The following is a 24,612-nucleotide window of genomic DNA, read 5'->3' on the forward strand; positions in this document are numbered from 1 at the left end:
TAGACATCTTTCCGGATCATGCGCCAGGATTTGCGGGGGCAAGGGGGCGTGGCCAACAGGGAATTGGGTTCGACCGGCATGTGCGTTGCTGATGCACCGTCGGGTTCCGCACCGCGGATCCTGCTCGTCATCCCCTGTTTCAACGAAGCGGCCTCGATCGGCAATTTGCTGAACGAGATCGCTGCGACCGGCTGCGACTACCACACGCTGGTCGTCGACGACGGCTCGTCGGATGCGACGTCCGCGGTGGCGAGCCGCTCCTCGCCGGTGGCGCGCCTCACGCAGAATCTCGGCATCGGCGGCGCGGTGCAGACCGGCATCAAATACGCGGCGCGTCAGGACTTCGATTTCTGCATCCAGATCGACGGCGACGGCCAGCACGATCCGCGCGCGATCGCGACGCTCCTGAACGCCCATCGCAAGGACCCCGCCAACATCACCATCGGAAGCCGCTTCATCGACAATTCCGGCTTCTGCTCCACGCGCATGCGCCGCGCCGGCATCCGCCTGATCGTGCTTGCGCTCAACGGTCTCTTTGCAGGCGGCCGCATCACCGATCCGACCAGCGGCATGCGGCTGCTCGACCGTTCCGCCATCGCCTTCTTCGCCAGATCGTATCCGACGGATTTTCCGGAGCCGATCTCGCTGGCCTGGGCCATGCGGGCAGGGCTGACGGTGAACGAGGTCCCGGTCGAGATGCGTCCGCGCGAGACCGGCGTCAGCTCGATCGACGGACTGAAATCGGCGAGCTACATGATCCGCGTTCTCGGCTACATCCTGCTCGCGCGCCTGGTGCGAGCGCCATGACGCCGCGAACCCGGTTTGCCCATTCGAACCCATCAACCATCGAAGCAGTCTGAGGAAGCGCCATGACAATCGTCCTTCCGAGCCTGGAGACCGTCGTCGTCATCTCCGCTTTCGCGTTGATCTACATGCTGGTGCTGCTGAAGAAGACGATGCAGGGAAAGTTCGATCTCTACGACTTCCTGATGCTGTCCATGGTGGCGATCATCCCCGCGGGCTTCGCGCTGTTTCCCAGCCTCGCCTATCTCGTCAGCCACCTGACCGGCGTCGTGTTCCCGTTCGTCGTGATGTTCGGCGCGCTGTTCCTCGTGGTGTTCGCCTTCATGCACAACATGACGGCGCGGCTGCACAAGCTCGAGCGGCAGAACTGCGCGCTGATCCAAGAGCAGAGCCTGATGGCGCTGGAGCTGCAGGCGAAGGAGCGCGGCCGGTCCGGCGGCTAGATCTCACCGCCACGTCGCGATCAGCTTCTGTCCGCCAATCACCTCGGCTATGCGCTGCCGCGTGCCCTGCGTGGTGCCCTCGGGCAGCGCCGTGACCGCGAAGAATCCGCATTCGACGATCTCGTGGTTGGGCGCAGGCAGCCGGTCCTGCCGGAAATGCCTGACGACATAGACCGCGACGTGGTCGCGGCGCGAGACGTGGTCGTTGAAGAAGATGCCGTGCAGCACGGCCTCGCCGGTGAGATCGATGTCGCCCTCCTCCTTGAGCTCGCGCCGCATCGCCTGCTCCATGGTCTCGCCGAGATCGACGCCGCCGCCGGGCAGATACCAGCCCTGGATGTAGCTGTGCCTGACCAGGAACACCCGGTTCTCGGCGTCCAGCACCACGGCGCGGACGCCGAGGGTCATGCCGCGCGCCAGCAGGAACCAGGTGTGGAAGATCCGCCGCAGCAGCGGCTCGAATTTCCGTCGGACGCGGTTCAGACGCTCCCCCATCAGGCTCCCTCAAATCCCCTCGTCAGGCCCTGCTTGCGCAGTTCGCGCGACCTTGCCATTACAGCTCAGCAATAGCGAGGCAATCGCGCGTCATGGCTCCCTTCACGCTCGCCCATCTGTCCGACCCGCACCTGCCGCCGCTGCCGAAGCCGCGGCTGGTCGAGCTCGCCGGCAAGCGCGTGCTCGGCTACGTCAACTGGACGCGCAACCGCCACAAATACCAGCGCCGCGAGGTGCTCGACGCGCTCGTCGCCGACGTCAGGGCGCAGGCGCCCGACCACATCGCCGTGACGGGCGATCTCGTCAACCTCGCCATGGAGGCCGAGTTCGCGCCGGCGCGCGCCTGGCTCGACGGGGTCGGACCGCCCGACCGCGTCACCACCATTCCCGGCAATCACGACGCCTATGTCCGCGCCACCTTTCATCGCTTCGGCGAGACCTTCGCGCCCTATCTTGCCGGCGACGACGGCCGCATCGGATTTCCGAGCCTGCGCCGGCGCGGGCCGCTGGCACTGATCAGCCTGTCCACGGCGGTGCCGACCCTGCCGCTGATGGCGACGGGCACGCTCGGGCGCGAGCAGCTCGCCGCGCTCGCCGCGCTGCTCGAAGGGCTCGCGACTGAAGACGTCTTCCGCGTGCTGCTGGTGCATCATCCATTGAAATCCAAGGCGCGCCAGAAGCGGATGACGGACTCCGCCGATCTGCTGGCGCTGCTGAAGCGCCACGGCGTCGAACTGATCCTGCACGGGCACGACCACATTCATTCGACCATGTGGTTCGAGGGTCCCAACGGCAACATTCCCGCGATCGGCGTGCCCTCGGCCTCCGCGCTCGCGCACGGCCACTATCCGGCGGCGGCGTATAATCTGTTCAGCATCGAGAAGGACAACACCGGCTGGCGCTGCGAGCAGACCGTGCGGGCGCTGGGATCGGGATTCCAGATCGGGCAGATCAAGCAGGTCAGGTTGGTCTGAGGTCACGCCGTCATTCCGGAGCGATGTGCCGGCATCAAATCCGGAAGCTCGAGATTCCGGGTTCATGCTTCGCATGCCCCGGAACGACGGCCGAGAATCACCAGCTCCGCAAGGCCGCCAGCAAAGCGAGGCCGAACAGCGCGGCCGCCCCGAGCACGAAGCCAAGCACGAACGGCCAGAAGCGCGAACGTTGCGGCGGCGGCGCGACCTCGGCTTGCGGCTCGGGCGGGACCACCATCGCGCGCTCGCGCTCGACAATGCGCCGCGCGACATAGTCGGTGACGGCCTCGACGATGACAGCCGTGTCGTGCGACTCGGCGAGCACGATGCGGCCGAAGCGCGTATCCTGGACGAAGCGGTACATCCGCTTGTCGCGCCCCATCATGATGTGGGCGACGACGTCGATCCAGAGCCGCGGCGTATCGCCCTGGCTGATGCCGCGGTCGAACAGGTCGATCTGATCGGGCACCTGGGCGAACAGTGGATCGAGCGCGTCGTTGAGGATCTCGAGCCGCGCCACCTCGGCGTCCCTGAGGTCGACGACCACGCCGGTCCGGTCGGCGGCCTCGATCCGCGCGCGCAGCAGCGCATCGCGCAGCCGCACCGGGCGCGGCTGGCCGGGATGGGTCCCGCTGGTCTCGGGCTCTGACATTGTCGGCCTCGTCCTCGACTTTTCGCGGTTAACCTATCAGCAACCAAGCTGCCCGCAAAGGCCCCACAATTCCAGATACTTACGGCACCCACAGGCGCGTAACCTGTGCCAAAAACAGACGATCCCACCCAGGCAGAGCCTGGATGGGACCATCCGTCCTTGGACGTCTTCTTAGTTCAGGTCGGCGACCCGGCCCTTAAGCCGAGACGCGCGAGGGCTCTTCCACGATCGAGAAGCGGACGCCGGCCTTGTGGCGGCTCTCTTCCGAGACCTCACGCCAGCAGTCCTCGGCTTCCTTGCGGGTCTTGAACGGACCTTTGACCTGGGCCGAGCCTTCCACGAGCTTGTGGAAGTTCATCGAACCGAACTCGCCGCCGATCACCCAGAAATTGCTGCCTTTGGTCATTGTCAGTCTCCTCTCGAAACTCGTGGTGCGTTAGCCGAACTGGTTCATCGTGTTGTGGGCGCCGCCCGCCTTCAGGGCCGCCTCACCCGCGAAGTACTCCTTGTGGTCGTCGCCGATGTCGGAGCCGGCCATGTTCTGGTGCTTGGCGCAGGCGATGCCCTGACGGATCTCCTGGCGCTGCACGTTCTTGACGTAGCCGAGCATGCCCTGGTCGCCGAAATACTCCTTGGCGAGGTTGTCGGTGGACAGCGCGGCCGTGTGATAGGTCGGCAGCGTGATCAGGTGGTGGAAGATGCCGGCGCGCTTGGCCGAATCCGCCTGGAAGGTGCGGATGCGCTCGTCGGCTTCGATCGCCAGCGGCGTGCTGTCGTACTCCGGCTTCATCAGCTCGGCGCGGTTGTACATGCTGACGTCCTTGCCGGCTTCCTTCATCGCGTCGTAGACCTGCCAACGGAAGTTGATGGTCCAGTTGAACGACGGCGAGTTGTTGTAGGCGAGCTTGGCGTTCGGGATGACCTTGCGGATGCGGTCGACCATCTTGGCGATCTGCTCGATATGCGGCTTCTCGGTCTCGATCCACAGCAGGTCCGCGCCGTTCTGCAGCGAGGTGATGCTGTCGAGCACGCAGCGGTCTTCGCCGGTGCCCGGACGGAACTGGTAGAGGTTCGAGGGTAACCGCTTCGGACGCATCATCTTGCCGTTGCGGTTGATGATGACGTCGCCATTGCGGGCGTTCTCCGCGGTGATCTCCTCGCAATCGAGGAAGCTGTTGTACTGGTCACCGATATCGCCCGGCTTGTGGCTGACGGCGATCTGCTGCGTCAGGCCGGCGCCGAGCGAGTCGGTGCGGGTGACGATGATGCCGTCTTCGATGCCGAGCTCGAGGAAGGCGTGGCGGCACGCGCGGATCTTCGCGATGAACACCTCATGCGGCACGGTGACCTTGCCGTCCTGATGGCCGCACTGCTTCTCGTCCGAGACCTGGTTCTCGATCTGCAGAGCGCAGGCGCCCGCCTCGATCATCTTCTTGGCGAGCAGATAGGTCGCCTCCGCGTTGCCGAAGCCTGCATCGATGTCGGCGATGACGGGGACGACATGGGTCTGGAAGTTGTCGATCTTCGCGATCAGCTCCTGCTCGCGGGTCTTGTCGCCTTCCTTGCGCGCCTTGTCGAGCAGGCGGAAGATGTCGTTGAGCTCGCGGGAATCCGCCTGACGCAGGAAGGTGTAGAGTTCCTCGATCAGGGCCGGCACCGAGGTCTTCTCGTGCATCGACTGGTCGGGCAGCGGGCCGAACTCGGAGCGCAGCGCCGCGATCATCCAGCCCGAGAGATACAGATAGGTGCGATCGGTCTTGCCGCCGAAATGCTTCTTGACCGAGATCAGCTTCTGCTGGGCGATGAAGCCGTGCCAGCAGCCCAGCGACTGCGTGTACTTGGTCGGGTCCTTGTCATAGGCCGCCATGTCGGCGCGCATCAGCGCCGCAGTGTAGCGGGCGACGTCGAGGCCGGTCTTGAAGCGGTTCTGCAGGCGCATGCGCGCGACAGCTTCGGCCGACACGCCGTTCCAGGTCGGCTGGGTCTCGAGGAGCGCCTGGGCCGCCTTGACCTCGTCCTGGTACGAGGACGGGCCCTGGAGGGTGCTGATGCCGCGGGGCTGGTAGTTCATGTGCCTGATCCTTCTCGAGTGATGGCGAGCTAGGCTCGTCATCGACATTTTTGACAATGCATTGCGAAATGCGTGTCATGAGATAAACGCGAGAAAGGGAAGCTCGTACAGATGGCTTGTATTCGAATGGTGATGTCATGTAACATCAGAACATGTAATAGATGTTATTTTGTAAAAAATGTAACAAATAGGTCAGCGAGACTGTCCTTTACGCGCACGGAGATCTGAGAATGCCCGCCGAGTCCGGGAAGAAACTGTTCGTCGGCCCACGCTTCCGGCGGATCCGGCAGCAATTGGGGCTGTCGCAGACCCAGATCGCCGAGGGGCTCGGGATCTCGCCCAGTTACGTCAACCTGATCGAGCGCAACCAGCGCCCGGTGACCGCCCAGATCCTGCTCCGGCTGGCCGAGACCTACGACCTCGATCTGCGCGACCTCGCCACCGCCGACGAGGACCGCTTCTTCGCCGAGCTGAACGAGATCTTCTCCGATCCGCTGTTCCGCCAGATCGACGTTCCCAAGCAGGAACTGCGCGACCTCGCCGAGCTCTGCCCCGGCGTCACCCACGCGCTGCAGCGGCTCTACGCCGCCTATACCGAGGCCCGCCAGGGCGAGACGCTGGCCGCGGCCCAGATGGCCGACCGCGACGTCGGCACGCGCTTCGAGGCCAACCCGGTCGAGCGCGTGCGTGAGCTGATCGAGGCCAACCGCAACTATTTTCCGGAACTCGAGCAGGCCGCGGAAAACCTGCGCGACGAGCTGAACGTGCCGGCCGAGAGCCTTTACGCGGCCCTCGTCGCGCGGCTGCGTGAAAAGCATTCGATCCAGACCCGCATCATGCCCGTGGACGTGATGCGCGAGACGCTCAGGCGCTTCGATCGCCATCGCCGCCAGCTGCTGATCTCCGAGCTGGTGGACCCGCCCGGCCGCGCGTTCCAGCTCGCCTTCCAGCTCGGGCTTGGCGAATGCGCGCAAGCCATGGAGACCATCATCGGCCGCGCCGGTCCGCTCGACGATGCGCCACGGCGGCTGTTCAGGATCACGCTCGGCAATTACTTCGCGGCCGCCGTGATGATGCCCTACCCGGCCTTCCTCGCCGCCGCCGAAGCGCTCAACTACGACATCCACGTGCTGGCGCAGCGCTTCAATTCCGGCTTCGAGCAGGTCTGCCATCGCCTCACCACCCTGCAGCGGCCGAACGCGCGCGGCATTCCGTTCTTCCTGCTGCGCGTCGACAACGCCGGCAACGTGTCGAAGCGCTTCTCATCAGGCACGTTCCCGTTCTCCAAGTTCGGCGGCACCTGTCCGCTGTGGAACGTGCATTCGACCTTCGACACGCCGGATCGCCTGCTCAAGCAGGTGATCGAGCTGTCCGACGGCACGCGCTATTTCTCGATCGCGCAGATGGTGCGACGTCCCGTGGCACCGCATCCGCTGCCGCAGCCGCGCTTTGCGATCGGCCTCGGCTGCGAGATCCGCCACGCCGCGCGCCTGACCTATGCGGCCGGCATGGACCTGGAGAAAGCCGAGGGCACGCCGATCGGCGTCAACTGCCGCCTCTGCGAACGCGAAAACTGCGCCCAGCGCGCCGAGCCGCCGATCACGCGCACGCTGATCCTGGATGAGACGACGCGGCGTGTGTCGAGCTTCGCGTTCTCGAACGCGCGGGAGTTGTGAGGGGGCAGAGGTCTCGTGTCCCGGACGCGCTGCAGCGTGCAACGCTGCTGCGCAGAGCCGGGACCCAACGAGCCAGGCGTGCAGCAGCATCTGGCCCCTGCTCTCTCATCCGTCATGGCCGGGCTTGTCCCGGCATGACGACCAAAAATGCAGCCGCCCTCGTCACTCTCGGCGACAAGGCCTCAGGCCAGCGTATGCACGATCACCGGCCCGGCGGCCGCGCTCGCGTGGCCTGCCAGCAGCGGGCCGAGATCCTTCTCGATCCAGGCGATGGCGCGCTTGTTGGCCTCCTCGGCCTGCTCGAACTTGTCGAAGATCGAGATCGCGGTGACCGTGTCGTCGCCGGCATAGACGACGTAATAGGCGCGGAAACCGTCGACGTCGCTGATGATGGGAACGGCACCGTCCTTGATGCGGCGCGCGAGCTCTTCCGCGCTCCCGCTTTTCGCCTTGGCCTGACGGATGGCGGCATACATGGCTTCCTCCCTTCCGGCTGTCTGATCGGGGCTTGCTGCCCTCCGATGAATCTATACCTCCGTGCTCATTCCGTCATCCTGAGGTGCGAGTGGCGCGATGCAAATGCATCGCGCCGGGAGCCTCCAAGGATGCACGGCCCAGATGCAGCCGGGCCGTCGCCCTTCGAGGGCCGCTGAAGAAGCGGCCACCTCAGGGTGACGGTGACCGGCTGGCGTCCGCGGCCTTGGCCTTGGTTAACCCAGCCCTAATCCATCCCCGCGATCTGCAACCAGCGGTTAAGCACGCCTCAACATCGCTGCCCTAGTCTCGCCTCACTCACTTTTCGCAAATAACGGCGGCCTATCCTGCCGGGCGAAGTGACATCAGGGGGTTCATCATGCGCATTGCGTTGCTGCTGACCGCGACCATCGTCGGCGCGCTCTTTGCCAATCCATCCAACGCCGGCTCGCTCGATGCGTCCGGGGAGGCCGCGCAGGCGCTGCCGCCGGGCTTCCAGAGCTATCGCGGCTACATGTTCGACATTTCCGAGAACCGCGACCGCAAGGATGTCGACAAGCTCACCGACAATCTGAAGGCTCAGATCGACGTGGTCGAGGGCGTCGGCCTGTCGCCGCGCGTGCTGCGCTTCTTCCACACGGTTCCGATCGTCGCGAGCGAGCTCGCCTGTCTCGACGAAGGCGCCGCCACCGCCTGCTACGGCCGGGTCACGCCGGACATGCAGCGCACCGCGCCGCGGACGCTGACGGTCTGGGATCCCGCCAAGCAGCGCTGGACCAATCCCAACGCGGTCGACCTCGCGGTCGATTCGGGCCTCGGCGTGATCATGCTGCGGCCGGACATGATGCGTTACGAGAAGGAGGTCGTGCTGCTGCACGAGCTGCTGCACGCCTATCACGCGCGGCTTCTGCCGGACGGCTACGCCAACAAGGGCGTGATCGGCTATTATGCCCTCGCCAAGTCCAAGGACCTGCTGCCCAAGGAATCCTACGCGCTGAAGAACCCCATGGAGTTCTTTGCCGTGACCGCCAGCATCTTCCTCTCCGGAAAGAGCGAATTCCACGACCCGAAGTCGCGCGAGGTGCTCAAGGAGAAGATGCCGGACTATTACAAATATCTGGTCGGCGTGTTCGGCTTCGACCCCGACCCGGCAGCGTCGAGCGGCCCGGTTGCCTCGTTGAAATAAGACGGCGGCACTCAATCACCCCAAAAGCCGCGCAAAAAATGCGCGGCTTTTTTGTTTTGCGGGCCGGAAGCTGCGGATGACGGGCGGCCGGCAATTGCCAAGGTGGGGCCCGATCTGCATAGTCCCGCCCGCATCGATACCTGTTTTCAAGAGGATGGAAGAACATGGCGGACGCCGACCTGGATGTCGTGATCCGGCAATTGGCCAGACAGCTGCATACGGGCCTGATGACCCGCGCCAAGGAGCGGCGGGATCGCTTCAACGGCCTTGCGGCCAAGGCCAAGGGCAAGGAGACCGGCGACCGCTTCAAGATGATGGCCAAGGCCACCATGGAGCAGGCTAACGCCGCCGCCAAGCGCCTGCAGATGTCCGCCGACAACGTCGCCGACAGCTACGCCCGCGCGATGCGGCTTGCCGCCAGCACGCCGGTCGCGGTGAAGGTCGAGAAGAAGGCCAAGGAAGAGAAGCCGGCGAAGAAGGCCGCCAAGGCCAAGAAGGCGAAGGCCAAGAAAGCGAAGTAGGCGCTTTCTTCCTTCTCCCCATGCGGGAGAAGGTGGCGTAGGCGGCCTTCGGCCGCCGTTCTCGAGAACGCCGAAGCGAAGCGTTGGCTATGGCGCCGGATGAGGGGTTCTTTCCAGCCGCAATACTGTTCGTGAGGATGGAGACCCCTCACCCGTCTCGCCGCTAACGCGGCGAGCCACCCTCTCCCGCAAGGGGAGAGGGGTACAGCGGCGAATGCGGCTTTGAAAGCTCACCTTCTCGGCACGGTGACCGGCGTCGCCTCTGCGCTTGCGAGTTCGGCGAGCTTGGCGCGCGCCGCCTCGCGGGTGCGGGCATCCTTGCCGGCCGGCAGCGCCAGGGCGGCTTCGAAATCGGCGCGCGCATCGTCGGCCTGGCCGCGTGCGAGGAATGCGAGGCCCCGATCGAGGCGGGCCTGCGCATCGGAGGGATCGAGGCGCACCGCTGTGTTGTAGCTCAGGATGGCGCGGTCGAGATCGCCGGTGGCGGCGAGCGCGAGGCCGCGCTGGTGATAGGGCGCGGCGAGCTTCGGATCATGCGCAATCGCCTCGTCGTAATCCTCGATGGCCAGCTCAAGATCGCCGTTCTGCCGGCGTGCGAGCGCGCGGTCACGATAGAGCGCGGCGCGGTTGGGATTGAGATGGATGGCCTCGTCGAAATCCGCGATCGCTCGTTGCCAGTCGCCATGGCGCAGCGCAATCCGCCCGCGCCCCTCATAGGCAAAGGCGATCAGCGAGCCGCGCAGCGGCGAGAAGCCGATCACCGCGGCGCAGATGTCGGGATCGTCCTCGTCCCCGCAATTGACGACCATATGCGTGGACAGGCCCAGGAGCACGGCCAGGACGATCAGCAATGGTACGGCAACTCTGGTCATCTTCGACCGTGGCCAGCTGAGGGCCGGCCACGCATCCCCTTTCGAAGCAAATCTCACGGCGAGGTGTTAGCACCCGCCGCGACAATCCTGTGTGCGCCAGGTCACAAAGCCCAGCGCAAAACCCCGAGGGTTCCGTCAGCCCCAAGGACCACGTGAAGGACCACCAGAAGGACCGCGCGAGGACGAGCGGCCCCACGGGCCCTGCGACGGATAATTCTCGTTGGCGCCGACCGAGGGCGCCGCATGCGCGCCGAGCTCGGCCGCAAGCCGCTGAAGCGCCGCAATACGGTTCTGCGTCGAGGGATGGGTGGCGAACAGATTGTCCACGCCGTGGCCCGACAGCGGATTGATGATGAACATGTGCGCGGTCGCGGGGTTTCGCTCGGCGTCGAAATTCGGCACCTGATGCGCAGCGCCCTCGATCTTCATCAGCGCCGAGGCCAGCCACATCGGCTGTCCGACGATGCGCCCGCCGAGATCGTCCGCGGCATATTCGCGGGTGCGGCTGATCGCCATCTGCACCAGCATGGCGCCGAGCGGTGCCAGGATCATCATCAGGATCGAGCCGACGATGCCCGGGCCGTTGTTGTTGCCGCGATTGCCGCCGAAGAACATGCCGAACTGGGCGAGCATGGAGATGGCACCGGCAATGGTCGCGGTGATCGTCATCAGCAGCGTGTCGTGATGCTTGATGTGGGCGAGCTCGTGCGCGATCACGCCGGCAAGCTCCTCGCGGCTGAGCTGGTGCATCAGGCCGGTGGTGACGGCGACGGCGGCGTTCTCGGGATTGCGGCCGGTCGCGAACGCGTTCGGCTGCGCCTCGTCCATCACGAACACGCGCGGCATCGGCAGACCGGCACGGCCCGCCAGCTCGGCAACGAGGCCGACCAGTTCCGGCGCGCTCGAACGGTCGACCTGATGGGCGCCGTACATCGACAGCACCATGCGGTCGGAGTTCCAGTAGGTGAAGAGATTGGTCGCGGCCGCAATCACGAGCGCGATCATGGCGCCCGAGGCTCCGCCGATCAGATAGCCCACGCCCATGAACAGGGCGGTGAGGCCTGCAAGCAGCATTGCGGTACGAAGATAGTTCATGGCCGTCTCCTGGGGCGGCCGCGGGCAAGCCTCCGGCCGGCACATTCGAAGTATGAACGCAGGATACCACTGCAAGGTTCGTGCGTCGCCGGGCCGCAGATGTGCAGATGTATCGCCGCACGGCCAGCCTTTCCCGCCTCGCTAAAGCTTGACCGGGATTTGCGCAAAAACACGCGTGCGGGCTTAGCAACCTGGAAAGCGCAGCTTGGGCTTAATCCACGGTAACCGGGCACGCTGCACGGACCTTGCGCATTGACCGGTTCCGTTGGCCTTTCGTCAACAAGGTGACCGTCATGGCAGATCGCTCGTTCGCCGCTTCCGTCGACCCGGCATCCACACCCTCCCCTCAGGACACGAAGACCGACGCGAAAGGATTGCAGGACGCGCTGCACGAGCAGCTGTTCGCCAATGACGAGCCCGGCCACCCGCCCGAGGCGCAGGCCGGAGCCGAACCCGGACCGCGCTGGCCGCATTTGCGACGTGGCGCCAAGATCGCGATCGGACTTGCGCTCATCGCCGTATTCGGCTGGCTGCCGCTGCGCGCGATCTGGGAATATTCCAGCGTCGAAGCCGTGCTGAACTCCCGCCTGGTTACCCTGCGCTCGCCGATCGGCGGCCGCGTCGCAGCCGCGCAGCGCATCACCGATCAGGCCAAGCTGGATGCCGGCACCGTGATCCTGCGTGTCGTGAATTCGCGCGGCGACCGCACCCGCCTCGACGATCTCCGGCGGCAGAAATCGCGCCTGGAAAACGAGCGGCCGAGCCTTGCCGCCAAGCTCGCCTCCGCGCAGGCCGCGCAGAAGGATCTGGCCCGGCAGGCCGCGCAGTTCCGCGACGGACGGGTGCTCCAGCTGGAGGCACGCATCGCCGAGATCCAGACCTCGATCGAGGCGGCGGCGGCGCGGCGGGACGAGGCCAGCGCCGCCGTCGAGCGCGCTTCGTCGCTCGCGAAGTCCGGCAACGTCTCGACCGTGGAGCTGGCGCGGCTGACGCGCGAGCTTTCGGTGTCGCAGCAGACCGAGCTCGGCGCGCGCAAGCGGCTGGACGCTGCCAAGGTCGAGCTGACCGCGGCACAGAACGGTTCCTTCCTCGGCGACAGCTACAACGACCGCCCGAGCTCGGTGCAGCGCGAGGAGGAGATGCGCCAGCGCGCCGCCGACCTCGAGGCCGATCTCGCGCGCACCGACACCGAGATCGCCTGGCTCGCCAACGAGATCATCGTCGAGGAGGTCCGCTTCTCCGATCTCGCCGAGGCCAACATCACGACGCCCGTCGCGGGCCGCGTCTGGGAGATGATGACCTCGCCGGGCGAGGACGTTCAGGCCGGTCAGCCGCTGCTCAAGGTGCTGGATTGCAGCAGCGCGGTCATCACGGCCAACGTCACCGAGAGCGTCTACAACCGCCTGCAGCTCGGAGACCGCGCCACGTTCGAGCCGAATGACGGGGGCGCGCCGATCTCCGGCACCGTGGTCAATCTGACCGGCGCCGCGGGCGCACCGGCCAATCTCGCCATCAATCCCGACGCGCTCAGCAAGGAGCCGTATCGCGTCACCGTCGCGCTTGCCGATGCCGCCGCCCACGGCTGCACGGTGGGCCGCACCGGCCGCGTCGTGTTCGGCCAGCGCGCGAGCGCATCGTGACGATGGCACTGACGCCCGGCCTGATTGCGCTCGGCGCCTTCATGGCGATCGTGCCGCTGCTCAAACGCGACAGCACGATGGCGCGCTCGTTGCTGGCGGTGGCGTCGCTGGCTTTGCTGCTCCGTTACCTCCATTGGCGCGTGACGTCGACGCTGCCTCCGCCGCACCTGACGTGGGACGCCGTGATCGGCTATCCCTTCATGCTGCTGGAAGGCGCCTCGCTCGTCGCGGTCGCGCTGTCGCTGTTGTTCCTCAGCCGCACGCGCGACCGCACCAAGGCGGCCCGGATCGACGGCCGCGCCACCGACCCGCACGCGCCGCTGATCGACGTCTTCATCTGCACCTACAACGAGGAGCGGTCGATCCTCGAGCGCACCATCATCGGCGCGACCGGAATGGAATACGGCAATTATCGCGTCTGGGTGCTCGACGACGGCCGGCGGCCCTGGCTGCGGCGGCTCGCCGGCGAGCTCGGCTGCCACTATCTGACGCGGCCGGACAACCGCCACGCCAAGGCGGGCAATATCAATCATGCGCTCCGGCATGTCGGCGCGCTGCCGCAGCCGCCGCAATTCGTCGCCATTCTCGATGCCGATTTCGTGCCGCGGCCCGATTTCCTCGCCCGAACCGTCTCGCTGATGGACGATGCTTCGGTCGGCGTGGTGCAGACGCCGCAGCACTTCATCAATCCCGACCCGATCCAGACCAACCTCGCCGCGACCGACGTCTGGCCCGACGAGCAGCGCTTCTTCTTCGACATCCTGATGCCGGCCAAGGACGCCTGGGGCGTCGCCTTCTGCTGCGGCACGTCGTCTCTCATCCGCTATGCCGGGCTGGTGCAGATCGGCGGCTTCCCGACCGACTCCGTCACGGAAGATTATCTCGTCACGCTGCGCCTGAAGGAGCATGGCCTCACCACCATCTATCTCAACGAACGGCTGACGATCGGGCTCGCGCCGGAGGGGCTGAAGGAATACATCACCCAGCGCGCCCGCTGGTGCCTCGGCTTCATGCAGATCATCCGCGGCCGCAGCGGCCCGCTGTCGCGGGAGTCGAAATTGACATTCATCGACCGGCTATCGTTGGTCGATGCCTTCATGAGCTGGTCCGCGGTCTACACGTCGAAGACGGCGGGCCTGGTCGTGCCATGGCTGTTCCTGCTGTTCGGCATCAAGGCGGTGCAGGCTGATCTCACCGAACTGCTGCGCTTCTTCCTGCCGTTCTATGTCTGGCACGGCCTCACCATGGCCTGGCTGTCGCGCGGCCGTTCGCTGGCGATGATGACGGACGTCTCGCAGCTGATCGCCGCGCCCGCCGTGCTGAAGGCGGTGGCGGCCGGCCTGCTGAAGCCGCAGGGACACAAATTCAAGGTCACCGCAAAGGGCGGCGACCGCGACAACAGGTTCGTCGAGTGGCCGCTGCTGCGACTCTACGGCACCGCGCTCCTCATCACGCTCGCGTCGATCGCCTATGCCTTCATCCTGCATTTGCGCGGCGAGAACATCGCCTATGGCGGGCTGGCGCTGGCGTGGAGCCTCTACAATGCGTTCATTCTCACCGTGGTCTGCTTCGTCTGCATCGAGCAACCGCGCAAGCGCAAGGCGGAACGCTTTGACCGCAACGAGCCGGTGCTGCTGCGCCAGGACGGCAGGTCGCATCTGGCCAAGCTCGCCGACATCTCCATCACCGGCGCGCGGCTGATCGATCCCGCCCCGCCGCTCCCGGGCAGCACGATCGAGTGCCGGATCTATGGCCGCTCGATCGCGGCCATCGTGGTGCGGCGGACGGCGGATGGCTTTGCGGTGCGCTTCGAGGAAGGCATGGACACGCGCGTGCACGCGATCCGGGCGTTCTATGCCGGCGAATATGTGCGGGCCTATCGCGGCGTCAGGGCGCTGCCGGTCGGCAAAGCACTGCTGATGCGGCTGTTCGGTTAGAGCTGTGCATCTCGTGAACGTCGATGCAGCCAAACATGGTTAACGCTTCCGGTCCGAGCGCTTCGAGGTTTGTTAAAATTTGCTCGGTACCTCTTCCAGACGCAGTGAGCTGGAGGACGACATGGGTAAGCGGGCCAAGCGCGGAAAGGCCGAGACGCTCGCAATACCAATGGTCGCGAGAGTCGGCATTGGCGCCGTAGCCGTCGCCGCACTGGGATACGGTCTGCTGTCGTCCCCGGAGAGCGTGCAACCGGCACGGAAGCCCGCCGCAGAGCAGGCCCGCGCATCGTCCTCTCCAGTCTACGTGGCAGCTCCAGTTCCCGCATCGGTACCAGTGCCGACGCCCGCTCCGGTTCCGGCTCCGGCGCCTCTGGTCGAACCGCCAAAGGCCGCTGAAGGTCCCGGCGCATTCGTCCGGCAGGTGGTTGACTACGCAAGCCGCCAGCCGCCGGGCACCGTGATCATCGATACCGGAAACACGTTCCTCTATTACGTCCTGAACGACAGGCAGGCGATGCGCTATGGCATCGGCGTCGGCCGCGAAGGCTTCACATGGTCGGGCGAGCAGACTGTGGCTCGTAAAGCAGAATGGCCGGACTGGCATCCGCCCGTAGAGATGATCGGACGTCAGCCTTATCTGCCGCGGTTCATGGCAGGCGGTCCCGGCAATCCGCTCGGCGCGCGGGCGATGTATCTCGGCGAGACCGAATATCGAATTCACGGCACCAACAAGCCCGACACGATCGGCAAGCGGGTCTCGTCCGGCTGTATCAGGCTGACCAATGAGGACGTCACGGACCTCTATGAACGGGTCAAGGTCGGCGCGAAAGTGATCGTGATGCCGGCCAATCGGCCATCCCCGGCCCCGATGCCCGACGCCGCGTCGCGAGCGACCGACCCGGCATCGCCGTTGAAGCGACCGCTGGCAGCCAACGCGCAGATGCTGTCACCCCAGGCAAAGATCGCCGACGCCCAGTAACCGCAATTTCTCTATCGAGAAGACAAGCGGACCTTGGCCCTGAAGGGATGGCCTGAGGCCGTCACTTCCCCTAGACTTCCGGCGAATCCACGCCTGCCCCTCCCCGCCGGAACCCCTATGCTCCAGACCCGATTTGCGATCGCGGCCGTCGCGCTCCTTGCATGCTCCGCCACCGCCTCCGCCCAGTTCGCACCGCCGCCCGCAAGGCCCGCGGCGCCCAAGGCCAGCGCGCCGTCGCCGCGCGCGGCCTCCTGCCATAACGGAGCGAGCTTCGATCGCTTCCTCGCCGACGTGAAGAGCCAGGCGGTCGCCGCCGGCGTGTCGCAGCGGACGATAACCGAGGCTTCGCCGTACCTCGTCTACGACCAGGGCATCGTCAACCGCGACCGCGGCCAGCGCGTGTTCGGCCAGCTCTTCACCGAGTTCGCCGGACGCATGGCCGCGCCCTATCGCATGCAGAACGGCCAGCAGCACATCAAGAACCACGCCTCTGCATTCGCGCGCGCGGAAAAGGAATACGGCGTGCCGCCGGCCGTGATCGCCGCGTTCTGGGGACTGGAGAGCGATTTCGGCGTCAACATGGGCAATCTGCCGACGCTGAAATCGCTGGTGTCGCTGGCCTATGACTGCCGCCGCTCGGAGATGTTCGTGAAAGAGACCATCGCCGCGCTGAAGATCGTCGACCGCGGCGATCTCACGCCCGACGAGATGGTCGGCTCCTGGGCCGGCGAGCTCGGCCAGACGCAGTTCCTGCCGGTGCACTATGTCAACTATGCCGTCGATTATGACGGCGACGGCCGGCGCGATCTGTTGCGCAGCGAGGACGACGTGATCGGCTCGACCGCGAACTACATCGCCAACGGCTTGAAGTGGCGTCGCGGCGAGCCGTGGCTCGAGGAGATCAAGGTGCCGCAGAACCTGCCGTGGGATCAGACCGATCTCACCGTGCAGCTACCGCGCTCGAAATGGGCGCAACTCGGGGTCACCTATCCCGACGGCCGCGCGCTGCCGAACGACAATCTGCCGGCCTCGGTGCTGTTGCCGATGGGACGCTCCGGGCCGGCCTTCATGGCGTATGCGAATTTCGCGGCCTATACGGAATGGAATAACTCGCTGATCTACTCGACCACCGCGGGCTATCTCGCCACCCGCATCGCGGGCGCGCCGCCGATGCGCAAGCCGGCCCAGCCGGTCGCGCAACTGCCGTTCAACGAGCTCAAGCAATTGCAGCAGCTTCTGGTCCAGGCCGGCTTCAACGTCGGCAAGGTAGACGGCGTGCTCGGCCAGCAGAGCCGCGCCGCGGTGAAGGCGATGCAGATCAAGTTCGGCCTGCCCGCGGATTCCTGGCCGACCGCCGAACTGCTCGCGCGGATGCGCGGCGGCACGGCACAGGCGCAGCCGGGGGCCGTGGTGCGGTAGCATGCTTACTCGGTGACGCCTCACGCGCTGTCATGCCCCGCGAAGGCGCGGCATCCAGTACGCCGCGGCCATAGTTGGTTCGCACAATTCCCGCCGCGGAGTACTGGATCGCCCGGTCAAGCCGGGCGATGACAGCGGAGGAGGTGGCGCCGATGGCACCACGAGCTGGCACAATAGAATTTTCGCATCGCACAAGCCCTCCCCGCGATTGTATTTTTCCATGAGGCTCCCATGTGAGTGGCTCAGGTTTTCTCCTGAGATTTCCACTCATTGAAGCGAGCATCACATGTCCTTTTACGACGCGGTCGTCCCCGCCTACCTGCAAATGCTGAACAGCCTCACCGGCCTGCTCACCAAAGCCGAGGCGCATTGCGCGGCGAAGAAGATCGACCCGAGCGTGCTGCTCGGCTCCCGCCTGTTTCCGGACATGCTGCCGCTGTCGAAGCAGATCCAGCTCGTCAGCGATTTCGCCACCAAGGGCTGTGCGCGGCTGACGCATAGTGAAGTGCCTTCGAACCCCGACACCGAAAAGACGTTCGAGGAATTGAAGCAGCGGCTCGCCAAGACGATCGACTACGTGAAGTCGTTCAAGCCGGAACAGTTCGCGGGCGCCGAGGCCAAGGACGTCACCTTCCCGACCGGGCCCGACAAGACCACCACCCTGAAGGGCCAACAGTTCCTGAGCGCGTTCTCGCTGCCGAACTTCTATTTCCACTGCGCGACCGCCCACGGCATCCTGCGCCACAACGGCGTCGAGGTCGGCAAGCGCGATTTCATGGGCTTGAACTGATCGGCTTGCCCTGATTTGCGCAATCGCACGGCCGCGTAGTGGAATTCTGCTGCCGCGGCCGAAATTGCACATCAATTGTGCTGCGCGGGGCTTGCCGCGCAGCTCGCTTGCACTTTCCGTATGGCTCGTCACTTGCGCTGGATATCGCGATGCACAAGTGTGATTGACCTCTCACCGCCTGGAAGCATTCCCATGAGCCGTTCGACCAAATTGTTTGAGACCTACAAGCTCGGCCCGATCACGCTGGCCAACCGCTTCGTGATGGCGCCGCTGACGCGCAACCGCGCCGTTCCCGGCACCTTCGTCCCCGGCTCGCTTGCCGCCGACTATTACAGCCAGCGCGCGTCCGCAGGGCTCCTGATCACCGAAGCAAGCCAGGTCTCGCAACAGGGCCAGGGCTACCAGGACACCCCCGGCATCTATTCCAAGGAGCAGGTCGCGGGCTGGCGCAAGGTCACCGACAAGGTCCATGAGCGCGGCGGCAAGATCTTCATCCAGCTCTGGCATGTCGGCCGCATCTCGCATGTCGATCTGCAGGCGAATGGCGCAGCCCCGGTGGCGCCGAGCGCGATCCGCGCCAAGGGCAAGACCTTCGTGAACGGCACCTTCGCCGACGTCTCCGAGCCCCGTGCGCTCGAGCTGTCCGAGATCCCCGGCATCATCGACGACTTCAAGCGTGCGACGAAGAACGCGCTCGAAGCCGGCTTCGACGGCGTCGAGATTCACGGTGCCAACGGCTACCTGCTCGAGCAGTTCGCCAAGGACGGCACCAACAAGCGCACCGACGCCTACGGCGGCTCGATCGAGAACCGCGCCAAGCTGATGCTTGAGGTTTCCAGGGCCGTCGTCGCTGAAGCCGGCGCCGACCGCACCGGCATCCGCATCTCGCCGGTGACGCCCGCCAACGACATCTCGGATTCCAATCCGCAGGCGCTGTACGATCACATCGTCGACGGCCTCAGCGCGCTCAAGCTGGTCTATCTCCACGTCGTCGAGGGCGCCACCGGCGGACCGCGCGACATCGCGCCGTTCGACTATGCCTCCCTGCGCAAGCGCTTCAGTGGCGCCTACGTCGCCAACAACGGCTACGACTTCGATCTCGCCACCAAGGTGCTTGACGCGAACGCGGCCGACCTCATCGCCTTCGGCAAGCCGTTCATCTCCAACCCCGACCTCGTCGAGCGGTTGAAGAAGGGCGCGGCGCTGAACGACTGGGACAAGAACACCTTCTACGGCGGCGGCGCCAAGGGCTACACGGATTACCCGGCGCTGGCGGCCGAGCCGGCGGAGTAGCGGAGCGTCGTCGCTCTATCCTCCGTCATTGCGAGGAGCTCTTGCGACGAAGCAATCCAGACTGCCTCCAAGGAAAGACTCTGGATTGCTTCGCTTCGCTCGCAATGACGTTGTGGTGACGGCTGCGCCACAAACAAAAAGGCCGGGATCGCTCCCGGCCTTTCGTTTTGGATGGATGGCCGGGTCAAGCCCGGCCATGACGTCTACGACGTCACTTCGCTTCTGCGCGCTTGGGCGGGGTCGCCGGCCACGACTTGATCAGCGTGTCGTAGTCGACCGTCTCGCCCTTCGGCTTCTCGTTGGCGAGCTTGCGCTGCGGGGCGATGGTGCCGTCCTTCTGGGCCTTGGCGAACCAGTACTCGGCCGACTCCTTCTTGTGCAGCTTCGGACCGCACTCCTTCTGCACGCCGGACTTCTCCAGGCGCTCCATCACGGAGTCCTGGGCCGCCGCGAGAGCGTCCATCGCCTGCTGCGGCGTCTTCGCACCGGACGACGCGTCGCCGATGTTCTGCCACCAGAGCTGCGCGAGCTTCGGATAGTCGGGCACGTTGTTGCCGGTCGGGGTCCACTGCACGCGCGCGGGCGAGCGGTAGAACTCGATCAGGCCGCCGAGCTTCGGCGCACGCTCGGTGAACGACTTGTCCCAGATGTCCGACTCACGGATGAAGGTGAGACCGACATGGCTCTTCTTCAGCGACACCGTCTTGGAGACGATGAACTGCAGATACAGCCAGGCCGCCTTGCGGCGGTCAGCCGGGGTCGACTTCAGAAGCGTAAGCGAGCCGGCATCCTGGTAGCCGAGCTTCATGCCTTCCTTCCAGTACGATCCGTGCGGCGACGGAGCCATACGCCATTTCGGCGTACCGTCCGCGTTCATCACGGCGATGCCCGGCTTCACCATGTCGGCGGTGAAGGCGGTGTACCAGAACATCTGCTGGGCGATGTTGCCCTGCGCCGGCACCGGACCCGACTCGGAGAAGGTCATGCCCTGAGCCTGCGGCGGAGCATACTTCTTCATCCACTCGAGATACTTGGTGATCGAGTAGACCGCGGCGGGACCATTGGTGTCGCCACCACGCTCCACGCTCGAGCCGACCGGACGGCAGCCTTCCATGCGGATGCCCCATTCGTCGACCGGCAGACCGTTCGGAATGCCCTTGTCGCCATTACCGGCCATCGACAGCCAGGCGTCGGTGAAACGCCAGCCGAGCGAGGGGTCCTTCTTGCCATAGTCCATATGGCCGTAGACCTTGACGCCGTTGATCTCCTTGATGTCGTTCGTGAAGAACTCGGCGATGTCCTCATAGGCCGACCAGTTCACGGGAACGCCGAGCTCGTAGCCATACTTGGCCTTGAACTTGGCCTTGTAGTCGGGGTTGGTGAACCAGTCGTAGCGGAACCAATAGAGGTTGGCGAACTGCTGGTCGGGCAGCTGATAGAGCTTGCCATCCGGCGCGGTGCCGAACGACTTGCCGATGAAGTCGTTGACGTCGAGCATCGGGTCGGTGACGTCCTTGCCCTCACCGGTCATGTAGTCCGACAGCGCGATGGTCTGGCCGTAGCGGAAGTGCGTGCCGATCAGGTCGGAATCGTTGATCCAGCCGTCATAGACGTTCTTGCCGGACTGCATCTGGGTCTGCAGCTTCTCGACGACGTCACCTTCCTGGATGATGTCGTGCTTGAGCTTGATGCCGGTGAGCTCGGAGAACGCCTTGGCCAGCGTCTGCGATTCATATTCGTGGGTGGTGATGGTCTCGGAGACGACGTTGATCTCCATGCCCTTGAACGGTTCGGCGGCCTTCGCGAACCACTCCAGCTCCTTCTTCTGGTCGTCCTTCGACAAGGTCGACGGCTGGAATTCGGTGATCCACTTCTGGATCGTGGCATCGTCGGCGGCGCGGACCGGCGCCGAGACGGCGAACGACACCGCAGCGAGCGCGGCGACGCTGGACATGGTCAGAAAGCTATTCTTGGTCAATGGACCTTTCCTTCTCCTAAACTGTCGCATGTTGTTCCTCCGTTGCAGCGACAAACTTTTATATACAGACCCGGTTGCCCCGGATCTGGCCGTCCCTTCGCGAAGCGTCAGACCGTGCGGAAAATGAGCACGGCCGTGGCCAGCGAAATTCCTGATGCGAGCCACAGGCTCGAAATCTCAAAACCCTCCTCACCGATCGGCAGCGTGGCGATCGCATCGGTGCCGGCGAAGGCGATCCATAGCAGGTGGATGACGGCCGCCGTGATCAGGGAAATGAACAGGCGATCGCCCCGCGTCGTCGGTATGCTGAGCACGCCGACGCGCTCGGCTTCGGGATAGACCGCGGCCAGGTACGTCATGACCCCGAGGGTGCAGGCGAGCGCCACGAAGAAAATCGCCGTCGGCAGCGTCCAGGCCATCCATGCAATAGATTCCATTGATGCCTCCCTAGACGCGACCGAGCGCAAAGCCGCTCGCGATGTAGTTGCGGACGAACCAGATCACGAGAGCGCCCGGAATGATGGTGAGCACGCCGGCGGCCGCGAGCAAGCCCCAATCCATGCCGGCCGCCGAGACCGTGCGCGTCATGATCGCCGCGATTGGCTTGGCATGAACGGAGGTCAGCGTGCGCGCGAGCAGCAGCTCGACCCAGGAGAACATGAAGCAGAAGAAGGCGGCGACGCCGATGCCGCTCGCGATCAGAGGCACCAGGATCTTGATGAAGAAGCGCGGGAAGGAATAACCGTCGAGGAAGGCGGTCTCGTCGATCTCGCGCGGCACGCCCGACACGAAACCTTCGAGGATCCACACCGCCAAGGGTACGTTGAAGATGCAATGCGCGAGCGCGACGGCCCAGGGCGTATCGAACAGCCCGATCGCCGAATAGAGATTGAAGAACGGCAGCGCATAGACCGCGGCCGGCGCCATGCGGTTGGACAGCAGCCAGAAGAACAGGTGCTTGTCGCCGAGGAAGCGGTAGCGCGAGAAGGCGTAGGCCGCCGGCAACGCCACCGAGATCGAGATGATGGTGTTGAGGACGACGTATTCCAGCGAGTTGATGTAGCCGGAATACCAGCTCTCGTCGGTGAAGATGCGCTTGTAGTGCTGCAGCGTCGGGGTGTGCGGCCACAAGGTCATCGTCGAGACGATCTCGGCGTTGGTCTTGAAGCTCATGTTGACGAGCCAGTAGATCGGCAACAGCAGGAAGATCAGGAACAGCCCCATGATGAGGCGGCGGCCGGGAATCGAATGCATCAGGCCACTCCTTCCTTTGGCTTGAGCGCGGGCGCGGGCTTGAGCGCAGCCGACGACTTCGGCTCCGCCGCCGGCTCGCTCTCCGCCTGAACCTTCCGCTCGACGCCGGCATTGGTCATGACGGTGTAGAATATCCAGCAGACGATCAGGATGATCAGGTTGTAGACCAGCGAGAGCGCCGCGGCCTTGCCGAGGTCGAACTGGCCGAGCGCGATCTTGACCAGTTCGATCGACACGAAGGTCGTGGAGTTGCCGGGCCCGCCGCCCGTCACCACGAACGGCTCGGTGTAGATCATGAAGCTGTCCATGAAGCGCAGCAGCACCGCGATCAGCAGCACGCGGTTCATCTTCGGCAGCTGGATCGCCTTGAACACGGCCCAGCGCGAGGCGCCGTCGATCTGGGCGGCTTGGTAATAGGCTTCGGGAATCGACTTCAGGCCGGCATAGCAGAGCAGCGCGACGAGGCTGGTCCAGTGCCAGACGTCCATCACGATGACCGTGACCCAGGCGTCGATCTCATTGGAGACGTAGTTGTAGTCGATGCCGATCGCGTTCAGCACATAGCCGAGCAGGCCGATGTCGGGCCGGCCGAAGATCTGCCAGATCGTGCCGACCACGTTCCACGGAATCAAGAGCGGCAGCGCGAGGATGACGAGGCAGGCTGCCACCGTCCAGCCCTGGCGCGGCATCGACAGCGCGACGACGATGCCGAGCGGCACCTCGATGGCGAGGATGACCATCGAGAAGAACAGGTTGCGACCGAGCGAGGCGAGGAAGCGGCCGCCGAGATCGGTCGAGGGATCGAGCAGCTCCTTGAACCAGCCGACACCGTTCCAGAAGAACTGGTTGTTGCCGAAGGTGTCCTGCATCGAATAGTTCACCACCGTCATCAACGGCAGCACCGCCGAGAAGGCGACGACCAGGAACACCGGCAGCACCAGGAACCAGGCTTTTTGGTTGACGGTCTTGTCCATCAGGCGGCTCCCTCCACCAGAAGGCTGTCGGCATAGACGTGAACATGCGACGGGTCGAACTTCAGCCCGGCCGTGCCGTCGGATGACGTGAAGCCCGCCGGCGCGCGCGCCGCAAGCTTGGCCTCGCCAAGGCGGGTCCGCGCAAAACGGATGCGGCCGAGATCGTCGATCCGCTCGATCCTGGCGGTGAGCAGGCCCGGCCCGGGCGCGACGGCCTCGACGAACTCCGGACGGACGCCGATCTCGATCTTGGCACCGGCCGGAATGTTGTCGTAGCTGCGGTTGAGCGCAATGACGTGACCGTCGATCCGCGCCTCGCGCCCCCTCACCTCCGCCGGCAGGATGTTCATGCCGGGTGAGCCGATGAAATAACCGACGAAGGTGTGCGCCGGCTTGTCGAACAGCTCGGCGGGCGTGCCGCTCTGCACCACGCGGCCGTCATGCATGACGACGACGGTGTCGGCGAAGGTCAGCGCCTCGGTCTGGTCGTGGGTGACGTAGATCATCGTGAGGTCGAGCTCGCGATGCAACGCCTTCAGCTTGGAGCGGAGCTGCCATTTCAGCTCGGGATCGATCACCGTCAGCGGCTCATCGAACAGCACGGCGGCGACGTCGTTGCGCACGAGGCCGCGGCCGAGCGAGATCTTCTGCTTGGCGTCGGCCGTGAGGCGCGTTGCCTTGCGGTTCAGATAGGGCTCGAGGTCGAGCAGGCGGCCGATCTCGGCGACGCGCCTGTCGATATCCGCCTTCGGCACGCCGCGGTTCTTCAGCGGAAAAGCCAGGTTCTGCCCCACCGTCATGGTGTCGTAGATCACCGGAAACTGGAACACCTGGGCGATGTTGCGCTTCTGGGTTGACAGCGGTGTGATGTCGACGCCGTCGAACAGGATTTTCCCCCGCGACGGCGTGATGATGCCGGAGATGACGTTGAGCAGCGTGGTCTTGCCGCAGCCGCTCGGGCCGAGCAGCGCATAGGCGCCGCCCTGCCGCCAGGTCATGGTGACGGGCTTCAGCGCAAAGCTTTCCTGCGGCGCAGCATTGCCGCCGTAGGAATGGGCGAGATCGACGAGGTCAATGCGGGCCAT

Annotated in this window: 24 protein-coding genes; 12 read left to right on the forward strand and 12 right to left on the reverse strand. The window is 65.1% G+C overall.

All coding sequences use genetic code 11. The features are described from left to right. Positions 1–78: 78 nt before the first annotated feature. Both JQ617_RS27885 and JQ617_RS27890 read left to right on the forward strand, forming a co-directional pair. Positions 79–807, forward strand: coding sequence for a glycosyltransferase family 2 protein (locus JQ617_RS27885; protein WP_212029119.1), 729 nt, complete (start codon positions 79–81; stop codon positions 805–807). 62 nt (positions 808–869) lie between these two features. Next, positions 870–1,247, forward strand: a complete 378-nt coding sequence (locus JQ617_RS27890) for a DUF2304 domain-containing protein (RefSeq protein WP_212029120.1) — start codon at positions 870–872, stop codon at positions 1,245–1,247. 3 nt (positions 1,248–1,250) lie between these two features. Here JQ617_RS27890 and JQ617_RS27895 read toward each other — a convergent pair whose 3' ends face one another. After that, positions 1,251–1,742 (reverse strand): NUDIX domain-containing protein, encoded by a 492-nt coding sequence (locus JQ617_RS27895; RefSeq protein ID WP_212029121.1) that lies wholly within the window; start codon positions 1,740–1,742, stop codon positions 1,251–1,253. 92 nt (positions 1,743–1,834) lie between these two features. Here JQ617_RS27895 and JQ617_RS27900 point away from each other — a divergent pair, with 92 nt between their 5' ends. After that, entirely contained in the window at positions 1,835–2,716 is an 882-nt protein-coding gene (locus tag JQ617_RS27900; RefSeq protein ID WP_212029122.1) for a metallophosphoesterase family protein, read from the forward strand. Positions 2,717–2,813: 97 nt separating this feature from the next. Here the strand turns inward: JQ617_RS27900 and JQ617_RS27905 are convergent, their stop codons facing one another. The 3 genes from JQ617_RS27905 to JQ617_RS27915 all read right to left on the reverse strand — a co-directional run bounded on the left by JQ617_RS27905 (position 2,814) and on the right by JQ617_RS27915 (position 5,439). After that, positions 2,814–3,368 carry a hypothetical protein gene (locus JQ617_RS27905; protein ID WP_212029123.1) on the reverse strand — a complete coding sequence of 185 codons (555 nt, stop codon included), beginning with the start codon at positions 3,366–3,368 and terminating at the stop codon, positions 2,814–2,816. 196 nt (positions 3,369–3,564) lie between these two features. Further along, complete coding sequence (locus tag JQ617_RS27910) at positions 3,565–3,774, reverse strand: DUF4170 domain-containing protein (protein WP_008560963.1); 210 nt, start codon at positions 3,772–3,774, stop codon at positions 3,565–3,567. 30 nt (positions 3,775–3,804) lie between these two features. Further along, positions 3,805–5,439, reverse strand: a complete 1,635-nt coding sequence (locus tag JQ617_RS27915) for an isocitrate lyase (protein WP_145667765.1) — start codon at positions 5,437–5,439, stop codon at positions 3,805–3,807. A 230-nt stretch (positions 5,440–5,669) separates the two neighbouring features. On the opposite strand from JQ617_RS27915, the gene JQ617_RS27920 reads away from it, so the two are divergent. Next, positions 5,670–7,115, forward strand: a complete 1,446-nt coding sequence (locus JQ617_RS27920) for a helix-turn-helix domain-containing protein (protein WP_212029124.1) — start codon at positions 5,670–5,672, stop codon at positions 7,113–7,115. 182 nt (positions 7,116–7,297) lie between these two features. Here the strand turns inward: JQ617_RS27920 and JQ617_RS27925 are convergent, their stop codons facing one another. Further along, positions 7,298–7,591, reverse strand: coding sequence for an antibiotic biosynthesis monooxygenase (locus JQ617_RS27925; protein ID WP_027575542.1), 294 nt, complete (start codon positions 7,589–7,591; stop codon positions 7,298–7,300). A gap of 377 nt (positions 7,592–7,968) precedes the next feature. Between JQ617_RS27925 and JQ617_RS27930 the strand changes: the two genes are divergently transcribed. Both JQ617_RS27930 and JQ617_RS27935 read left to right on the forward strand, forming a co-directional pair. Beyond that, positions 7,969–8,775, forward strand: a complete 807-nt coding sequence (locus tag JQ617_RS27930; RefSeq protein WP_212029125.1) for a hypothetical protein — start codon at positions 7,969–7,971, stop codon at positions 8,773–8,775. 164 nt (positions 8,776–8,939) lie between these two features. Continuing rightward, a complete protein-coding gene (locus tag JQ617_RS27935) occupies positions 8,940–9,296 on the forward strand; it encodes a hypothetical protein (protein WP_063692119.1) in 357 nt (118 codons plus the stop codon). 230 nt (positions 9,297–9,526) lie between these two features. Here the strand turns inward: JQ617_RS27935 and JQ617_RS27940 are convergent, their stop codons facing one another. Together JQ617_RS27940 and htpX are read right to left on the reverse strand one after the other, a co-directional pair. Further along, a complete protein-coding gene (locus JQ617_RS27940; protein WP_212029126.1) occupies positions 9,527–10,168 on the reverse strand; it encodes a tetratricopeptide repeat protein in 642 nt (213 codons plus the stop codon). A 135-nt stretch (positions 10,169–10,303) separates the two neighbouring features. Then, on the reverse strand, positions 10,304–11,263 hold the full coding sequence (htpX, locus tag JQ617_RS27945; RefSeq protein WP_212029127.1) for a zinc metalloprotease HtpX: 960 nt from the start codon (positions 11,261–11,263) through the stop codon (positions 10,304–10,306). Positions 11,264–11,556: 293 nt separating this feature from the next. Here htpX and JQ617_RS27950 point away from each other — a divergent pair, with 293 nt between their 5' ends. The 6 genes from JQ617_RS27950 (at position 11,557) to JQ617_RS27975 (ending at position 19,321) form a co-directional block, all read left to right on the forward strand. Continuing rightward, positions 11,557–12,903, forward strand: a complete 1,347-nt coding sequence (locus tag JQ617_RS27950) for an HlyD family secretion protein (RefSeq protein WP_212029128.1) — start codon at positions 11,557–11,559, stop codon at positions 12,901–12,903. Continuing rightward, a complete protein-coding gene (locus JQ617_RS27955; RefSeq protein WP_212029129.1) occupies positions 12,900–14,840 on the forward strand; it encodes a glycosyltransferase in 1,941 nt (646 codons plus the stop codon). The genes JQ617_RS27950 and JQ617_RS27955 overlap by 4 nt, the downstream gene beginning before the upstream one ends. A gap of 121 nt (positions 14,841–14,961) precedes the next feature. Then, the gene (locus JQ617_RS27960; RefSeq protein ID WP_212029424.1) at positions 14,962–15,819 is read left to right on the forward strand and encodes a L,D-transpeptidase; all 858 of its coding nucleotides are present in this window, start codon (positions 14,962–14,964) and stop codon (positions 15,817–15,819) included. Between the two features lie 117 nt (positions 15,820–15,936). Next, positions 15,937–17,238: a lytic murein transglycosylase gene (locus JQ617_RS27965; RefSeq protein ID WP_212029130.1), complete on the forward strand. Its 1,302-nt coding sequence runs from the start codon at positions 15,937–15,939 to the stop codon at positions 17,236–17,238. A gap of 286 nt (positions 17,239–17,524) precedes the next feature. Continuing rightward, the gene (locus tag JQ617_RS27970; protein WP_212029131.1) at positions 17,525–18,028 is read left to right on the forward strand and encodes a DUF1993 domain-containing protein; all 504 of its coding nucleotides are present in this window, start codon (positions 17,525–17,527) and stop codon (positions 18,026–18,028) included. A gap of 192 nt (positions 18,029–18,220) precedes the next feature. Beyond that, positions 18,221–19,321: an alkene reductase gene (locus tag JQ617_RS27975; RefSeq protein ID WP_212029132.1), complete on the forward strand. Its 1,101-nt coding sequence runs from the start codon at positions 18,221–18,223 to the stop codon at positions 19,319–19,321. A 211-nt stretch (positions 19,322–19,532) separates the two neighbouring features. On the opposite strand, the gene JQ617_RS27980 is transcribed toward JQ617_RS27975, so the two are convergent. The 5 genes from JQ617_RS27980 to JQ617_RS28000 all read right to left on the reverse strand — a co-directional run bounded on the left by JQ617_RS27980 (position 19,533) and on the right by JQ617_RS28000 (position 24,612). After that, positions 19,533–21,275, reverse strand: coding sequence for an ABC transporter substrate-binding protein (locus tag JQ617_RS27980; protein WP_212029425.1), 1,743 nt, complete (start codon positions 21,273–21,275; stop codon positions 19,533–19,535). 131 nt (positions 21,276–21,406) lie between these two features. Then, on the reverse strand, positions 21,407–21,736 hold the full coding sequence (locus JQ617_RS27985) for a DUF2160 domain-containing protein (protein ID WP_212029133.1): 330 nt from the start codon (positions 21,734–21,736) through the stop codon (positions 21,407–21,409). Positions 21,737–21,746: 10 nt separating this feature from the next. Continuing rightward, entirely contained in the window at positions 21,747–22,553 is an 807-nt protein-coding gene (locus tag JQ617_RS27990; protein ID WP_063692135.1) for a carbohydrate ABC transporter permease, read from the reverse strand. Then, complete coding sequence (locus JQ617_RS27995; RefSeq protein ID WP_212029134.1) at positions 22,553–23,527, reverse strand: carbohydrate ABC transporter permease; 975 nt, start codon at positions 23,525–23,527, stop codon at positions 22,553–22,555. The genes JQ617_RS27990 and JQ617_RS27995 overlap by 1 nt, the downstream gene beginning before the upstream one ends. Further along, the gene (locus tag JQ617_RS28000) at positions 23,527–24,612 is read right to left on the reverse strand and encodes an ABC transporter ATP-binding protein (RefSeq protein WP_212029135.1); all 1,086 of its coding nucleotides are present in this window, start codon (positions 24,610–24,612) and stop codon (positions 23,527–23,529) included. The genes JQ617_RS27995 and JQ617_RS28000 overlap by 1 nt, the downstream gene beginning before the upstream one ends.

The organism is Bradyrhizobium sp. KB893862 SZCCT0404 (assembly GCF_018130885.1).
Taxonomy (GTDB): Bacteria; Pseudomonadota; Alphaproteobacteria; order Rhizobiales; family Xanthobacteraceae; genus Bradyrhizobium; species Bradyrhizobium stylosanthis.

Bases quoted from the DNA above. Each gene is read 5' to 3' on its own strand.
- htpX (WP_212029127.1), bottom strand. From the start codon at position 11,263: ATGAACTATCTTCGTACCGCAATGCTGCTTGCAGGCCTCACCGCCCTG.
- JQ617_RS27970 (WP_212029131.1), top strand. From the start codon at position 17,525: ATGTCCTTTTACGACGCGGTCGTCCCCGCCTACCTGCAAATGCTGAAC.
- JQ617_RS27980 (WP_212029425.1), bottom strand. From the start codon at position 21,275: ATGTCCAGCGTCGCCGCGCTCGCTGCGGTGTCGTTCGCCGTCTCGGCG.
- JQ617_RS27905 (WP_212029123.1), bottom strand. From the start codon at position 3,368: ATGTCAGAGCCCGAGACCAGCGGGACCCATCCCGGCCAGCCGCGCCCG.
- JQ617_RS27975 (WP_212029132.1), top strand. From the start codon at position 18,221: ATGAGCCGTTCGACCAAATTGTTTGAGACCTACAAGCTCGGCCCGATC.
- JQ617_RS27920 (WP_212029124.1), top strand. From the start codon at position 5,670: ATGCCCGCCGAGTCCGGGAAGAAACTGTTCGTCGGCCCACGCTTCCGG.
- JQ617_RS27940 (WP_212029126.1), bottom strand. From the start codon at position 10,168: ATGACCAGAGTTGCCGTACCATTGCTGATCGTCCTGGCCGTGCTCCTG.
- JQ617_RS27915 (WP_145667765.1), bottom strand. From the start codon at position 5,439: ATGAACTACCAGCCCCGCGGCATCAGCACCCTCCAGGGCCCGTCCTCG.
- JQ617_RS27930 (WP_212029125.1), top strand. From the start codon at position 7,969: ATGCGCATTGCGTTGCTGCTGACCGCGACCATCGTCGGCGCGCTCTTT.
- JQ617_RS27995 (WP_212029134.1), bottom strand. From the start codon at position 23,527: ATGGACAAGACCGTCAACCAAAAAGCCTGGTTCCTGGTGCTGCCGGTG.
- JQ617_RS27950 (WP_212029128.1), top strand. From the start codon at position 11,557: ATGGCAGATCGCTCGTTCGCCGCTTCCGTCGACCCGGCATCCACACCC.
- JQ617_RS27910 (WP_008560963.1), bottom strand. From the start codon at position 3,774: ATGACCAAAGGCAGCAATTTCTGGGTGATCGGCGGCGAGTTCGGTTCG.
- JQ617_RS27890 (WP_212029120.1), top strand. From the start codon at position 870: ATGACAATCGTCCTTCCGAGCCTGGAGACCGTCGTCGTCATCTCCGCT.
- JQ617_RS27925 (WP_027575542.1), bottom strand. From the start codon at position 7,591: ATGTATGCCGCCATCCGTCAGGCCAAGGCGAAAAGCGGGAGCGCGGAA.
- JQ617_RS27985 (WP_212029133.1), bottom strand. From the start codon at position 21,736: ATGGAATCTATTGCATGGATGGCCTGGACGCTGCCGACGGCGATTTTC.
- JQ617_RS27900 (WP_212029122.1), top strand. From the start codon at position 1,835: ATGGCTCCCTTCACGCTCGCCCATCTGTCCGACCCGCACCTGCCGCCG.
- JQ617_RS27935 (WP_063692119.1), top strand. From the start codon at position 8,940: ATGGCGGACGCCGACCTGGATGTCGTGATCCGGCAATTGGCCAGACAG.
- JQ617_RS28000 (WP_212029135.1), bottom strand. From the start codon at position 24,612: ATGGCCCGCATTGACCTCGTCGATCTCGCCCATTCCTACGGCGGCAAT.
- JQ617_RS27990 (WP_063692135.1), bottom strand. From the start codon at position 22,553: ATGCATTCGATTCCCGGCCGCCGCCTCATCATGGGGCTGTTCCTGATC.
- JQ617_RS27895 (WP_212029121.1), bottom strand. From the start codon at position 1,742: ATGGGGGAGCGTCTGAACCGCGTCCGACGGAAATTCGAGCCGCTGCTG.
- JQ617_RS27885 (WP_212029119.1), top strand. From the start codon at position 79: ATGTGCGTTGCTGATGCACCGTCGGGTTCCGCACCGCGGATCCTGCTC.
- JQ617_RS27965 (WP_212029130.1), top strand. From the start codon at position 15,937: ATGCTCCAGACCCGATTTGCGATCGCGGCCGTCGCGCTCCTTGCATGC.
- JQ617_RS27960 (WP_212029424.1), top strand. From the start codon at position 14,962: ATGGGTAAGCGGGCCAAGCGCGGAAAGGCCGAGACGCTCGCAATACCA.